The organism is Streptomyces sp. NK15101 (assembly GCF_020400725.1).
In the GTDB taxonomy this organism is placed as follows: domain Bacteria; phylum Actinomycetota; class Actinomycetes; order Streptomycetales; family Streptomycetaceae; genus Streptomyces.
Map to the genome: position 1 here is coordinate 1 of NZ_JAINVG010000175.1, position 4,825 is coordinate 4,825.

4 protein-coding genes are annotated in these 4,825 nt (G+C 76.2%); 2 read left to right on the forward strand and 2 right to left on the reverse strand.

Annotated elements, in window-relative coordinates; translation table 11 throughout:
* The coding region (locus tag K7G60_RS38225; RefSeq protein ID WP_225805574.1) for a PLP-dependent aminotransferase family protein at window positions 1-1,273 on the reverse strand (1,273 nt) is incomplete at its 3' end.
* 80 nt (window positions 1,274-1,353) lie between these two features.
* On the opposite strand from K7G60_RS38225, the gene K7G60_RS38230 reads away from it, so the two are divergent.
* Window positions 1,354-1,515, forward strand: a complete 162-nt coding sequence (locus K7G60_RS38230) for a hypothetical protein (protein WP_225805575.1) — start codon at window positions 1,354-1,356, stop codon at window positions 1,513-1,515.
* Between the two features lie 388 nt (window positions 1,516-1,903).
* Here the strand turns inward: K7G60_RS38230 and K7G60_RS38235 are convergent, their stop codons facing one another.
* Complete coding sequence (locus K7G60_RS38235) at window positions 1,904-3,283, reverse strand: DUF6777 domain-containing protein (protein WP_374115750.1); 1,380 nt, start codon at window positions 3,281-3,283, stop codon at window positions 1,904-1,906.
* An 84-nt stretch (window positions 3,284-3,367) separates the two neighbouring features.
* On the opposite strand from K7G60_RS38235, the gene K7G60_RS38240 reads away from it, so the two are divergent.
* Window positions 3,368-4,684: a streptophobe family protein gene (locus K7G60_RS38240; protein WP_374115751.1), complete on the forward strand. Its 1,317-nt coding sequence runs from the start codon at window positions 3,368-3,370 to the stop codon at window positions 4,682-4,684.
* Window positions 4,685-4,825 lie beyond the last annotated feature (141 nt).

Genomic DNA, 4,825 nt, shown 5'->3' on the forward strand with positions numbered 1-4,825 from the left:
GGGCCGCGAGGGAGGCCGCGACCGGCCGCCCCAGGTCGATCCAGAGGCACACCCCGCCCGGCGGCACCGTCCACCGCCACTCCGGTACGTGGCGGGCGAGGGCGTCGGCCAGCGCGGACCGGCGCAGCCGCAGCTCGTCGAGGCGCCGCGGCAGGATCACGTCGAGGCGGTCCATCAGGGCGGCGGCCACCAACTGGTCCAGCACGGAACCGGCCAGGTCGGCCGTGATCCGCACCCGGGCCAGCTCGGTCACGACACGGGACGCGGCCCGCACCCAGCCGACCCGCAGCCCGCCCCAGCAGCTCTTGCTCAGCGAGCCGACGGACACGATCTGCTCGCCGTCGCCCCCGCCGGCCGCCGCCGCGAACGGCAGCGGCGCGGGCACGTCCAGGGCCATGTCCGTCAGCGTCTCGTCGACCACCAGCCAGGTCCCGGTGGCACGCGCCGACCGCGCGAGCTCACGGCGCTGCTCCGCCGGCATGAGCCGGCCGGTCGGGTTGTGGAAGTCCGGGATCAGATAGGCCAGGCGCGGCGCGGTCTGCCGGAGCGCCGCGTCGACGAGCCCGGTGTCCCACCCGGTCTCGGTCACCGGCACCGGCGTGACGCGGAGCATGCGCCCCCGCATGGCGTCGAGGGCGTTGGCGTACGAGGGGTTCTCGGCGAGCACCCGGTCGCCGGCCCGGCCGAGCAGCGCGAGCACCAGCGAGACCGCCTGCTGGGCGCCCGTGGTGACGAGGATCTGGTCCGGGAGGGTCGGCAGGCCCCGGGCCGTGTAGCGCTCGGCGATCGCGGCGCGGAGCACGGGCAGCCCGTACGGGTGGTAGCCCTGCGATCCGGCGTAGCGGGGCAGCTCGGCGGCGGCTGCGGCCAGCGCGGCGGACAGCTCCGCCTCCGGGGCGGGCGGCGCGGCGAGGGCCAGGTCGATGGTCGCGCCGGCGTCGTCCTGGAAGGCTCCCAGAACGGTGGGCGCCTGCCCGTCCGGCAGCGCGGTCCACGTGCCGGCGCCGCGCCGGCTGTGCGCGTAACCGCTCTCCCGCAGCAGGTCGTACGCCCCCGTCACGGTGGTCCGGCTCACCAGGAGCACCGCGGCGAGCTCACGCTCGGCCGGCAGCCGCAGGCGCAGCGCCACCCGGCCGTCGAGCAGCGCCTCCCGCACGGCCCGCGCGAGCTCCCGGTACCCGAACCGGCCCTCCGGGGGAGGGGTGAGGAGCGAGGCCAGCTGGCGGCCCGTCAGGGTTCGGTCCAGGGTGTGGACCACACGTGCCACTGCCATGCCAATCACTCCTCATTGGCTCTGCTGTCCGGGCCAATGAGACTACAGACTCCTTCCAGTGGCCTGGAAGGAGACGAACGATGTCCGGACACTTCACCGACCGGGACGAGCGGATGTGGCAGCGGCGCGCGGAGGAGCGGCAGGCCCGCCCCCTGTCGCTCGGCGCCTGGCTCCGACGCCTGCGCCCCGCGCCCGCGGAGCGCGTCCCCCCACGCCGCACCCCCACCTACGACCCCACCTGATCCCCGGCGGCCCGGCGCCCCGCCCGTGCGAGCCGCGCCCTGCGGGGCGGTGCCCCCGCCCCCGCCCGTGTGGGCGGTCGTCCCGCTGGGGCAGGGGGGTCCCCCTGCTCCAGCGAAGCCGAGAGCTTGGGGGAGGGTGGGCACACGGGACGGCGCCCTTCAGCGGGGCCTCCGCGTTCCGCGCCTGGACCCGCACCCCGAGCGGCGGTGCACAGGTGGTGCGGGTCAGGGCGCGGGAGCCTGGGCCCGGCAAAGGGCGCCGTCCCGTTGCGCCCACCCGTTCCGCCCCAGCGGAACGACTGCCCCCAACGGCGGTGGGCGCCGTCCCGGCGGAACGGTTGCCCACAACGGGGGCGGCGGGGGCGCGGCCCACAACGGGGCGGTGCTCTCAATCCGGCCCGGCGGTGCCCGTCGACTGGTCCGGCTGCTGTTCCGGCGGCTGGCTCGTGACCTCCGACGCGGGTTCCGACGCCGGGCTCGACGACTCCGTCGACGGCGACGAGTCCGTCGGGCCGGAGGAGGAGTCGGACGGCGGCGGCGGTGAGGAGGACGTCGACGCCGGGGGGGAGAGCGTCGAGGGGCACGGCGACGGCGTGACCCCGTCGCGCGGTGCCGGGGCCTCCCCACCCGTCACCGTCACGCAGGGCACCGGTGACAACGGGGAGACCGACGGCGAACTGGACAGGGAGGTCGAGGGGGACGCCGCGGGGGAGCTCGCGAGCGGCTGGGGAGGCGGCGTCGGCTTGTCGTGCTCGCCGGTGTCGCCGTGCTTCCGCGCGAACCAGCCGTCGTCCTGGGGGTCGTACACCACGAAGACGTTCACGACCGTCACCGAGGGCGCCACCACGACGACCTGTTGGGAGCTGTATCCCGGCCAGGGCGTGCCGGTCGTGCGCGGCGCCTTCTGCGGCACGGGGGCGGTCAGCGGATTGCCGCAGGCGCAGCGGACCCGGGGCACGCCGTGGCCGTCGACCATGACCGCCGTGCCGGCCTGGAGCACCGACTGGTAGGCGGTGGCGGCGCCGTTCCGGAAGCCGTGGTTGGTGACCCGGGTGTCGACCCGGAGCCGAAGCGGGGTCAGGGAGCGGAGGTACGCCGGCACGTCGTTCGCCGGGACGCCGACGACCGAGGCGAAGGCCGCGTTCTTCGTGGGCTCGGCGGAGAGGTAGCGGACCTGCTGCTCGACGTCGCAGCTGGACACCGACCGCGTCCCGCCGTAGAGACCGGGCGTCGACCCCGACATCTCGGGCAGGGCCGAGGAGGTACGGGGCGGCAGCGAGGCCGGCGGGGCGGAGCCGCCGTCGGCGCGGGCCGTCGACCGGGTGAACGGGTCCGGGCCGGCCGCGGCGGCGTTCTGCAGGAAGACCTCGCCGCCGGAGCCCGCCGTGCCGCCCTTGTCGTCGGGGCCGTTGGTGAGGACGACCGCGAGCGCCGCGGCCGCCACGAGCGCGGCGGTGACCGAGGCGACCTTCGGGACGGAGCGCCACCAGGGGCCGCCGCCCCCGGAGCCCCCGGCGCGGGACGAACCGCCGCCCGACGGGCCTCCTCCGCCGCTTCCCGGACCTCCGCCGCCGGACGGACCGCCCCCGCCCGCGCCACCTCCCGAACCGCCGTGGGGCGGTCCGGGAGGTGGCGGGGGACCGGCGCTTCCCGGGCGTGTGCCCGGACCCGAGAGGGGGCCCGAGGGGGGACCTGTGGGAGGAACCGACGGAGGGCCGGACGGCGGGTGGGAAGTCACTTTTTTCCCTTTCTTCCGTTCCGCGCCCATTGTGTGCGCCGAACGGTGCCCGCCCGCAAGCGGAGGCCTTCCGCCCGCAAGCGGACCCCCGGCTCCGGTACTAGCGTGGGCAGGGTGACGAGCAGTCGGCTCCCCACCTCCGCGCGACCGTCAGCGCCCCCGAGCGGGCGCTACGCCCGCGTCGTCCTCCAGGCCCTGGCCGCCGTGGTCGCCGGGTTCGTCGCGATGGGCGTCGTCGCCGGCCTCGGCCTGTGGGCCGCCGGCGCCGCCGACCTCCCCGGCGGCTTCACCGCCGTCCTCGCGGCGGTCGTCGTCATGGCGTCGGGCGGCAAGGTCGAGCTCTCCGGCGACGCGGGCGCCCTCGCCGGAACCCAGGCCGAACTGACCGCCATGCCGCTCACCGTCACCCTGGTGGGCGCACTGGTCACCGGTTTCTGCTTCCTGCGTCCCCTGCGCCACCACGCGGTGACCGGCACCCGTGAACTCCTGCTCCGCGCGGCGAGCGTCGTCGTGCTCTGGCTGGCCGCCCTCGCGGGGGTCTCGGCCCTCGCCCGCCACGACTTCCCCCTCATCCTCGGCGGCGACGCGCAGGACCCCCTCACGGACCTCTTCGGCGAGCTCCTGGACGCCGTGAACCCGACCGTCGGTTTCCGCACCGACGTCGGACCCACGCTCTTCTACGGGCTCCTGTGGATCCTGGGAGTGCTCGCCGTCGCCCTCCTCGTCTCCCGCGGGACCCCGCTGCCGCCCCGGCTCGTCCGCTACCACGGACCCGTCCGGCCCGCGGCCTTCGCGATGCTCCTGCTGCTCCTCGCGTACGTCGTCGTGGGCCTGGTCATCGGGATCGTCGTCGCGGCGACCAGGGGCCACGCCGCGGAGACCCTCGCCGTCCTCCTCCTGGGCCTGCCCAACGTCGCCTGGCTCGCGCTCGGAGTGGGCATCGGAGGCTCCTGGCAGGGAAAGGCGGAAGGCCCCTTCGGCCTGCCCATGCCGCAGATCCTCGACGCCGTCCTGCGGGGCGACGGCGACAGCCCGGACCTCTCGACCGTCGACCTGTCCTCCCTCGCCGCCCAGGACGCGCGCGCGTGGTGGCTGCTGCCCGTCGCCGCCGTCCTGGTGCTGGCCGCGGCGTTCGTGGCGGCCGTCCGCTCCCCGGCCCGGATCACGCTCTGGCAGCACGCCCTGCACCTGGGCGTCGCCTTCGCGCTCACCATGCTGGTCGCCGCACCGGTCACCCTGGTCGAGGCCCGCTTCGGCCTCTCGGTCCTGGGCATCGGCGACCTCGAGTCACTCGGCGGCGAGGTCGTGCTCCGCCCTGACGTCTGGAAGACGGCCGGCTTCGGACTCCTCTGGGGCCTGGCCTTCGGTTTCCTCGGCGGCCTCCTCGCCTTCCGCGTCCACCGCAAGGGCGAGGTCGACCAGGACACGTAGCCGGGACACCCGGCCAGATGAGGCGACCGGGTGCCCGCCCCGTCCCGCCCGGACACACGGGCCGGCCGGAAGGCCCCCGCCGGCCCGCCGTCGGCGATCCGGTGCCGGCACGCGAACGACGTTCCGCCGGCGAGCCCCCGC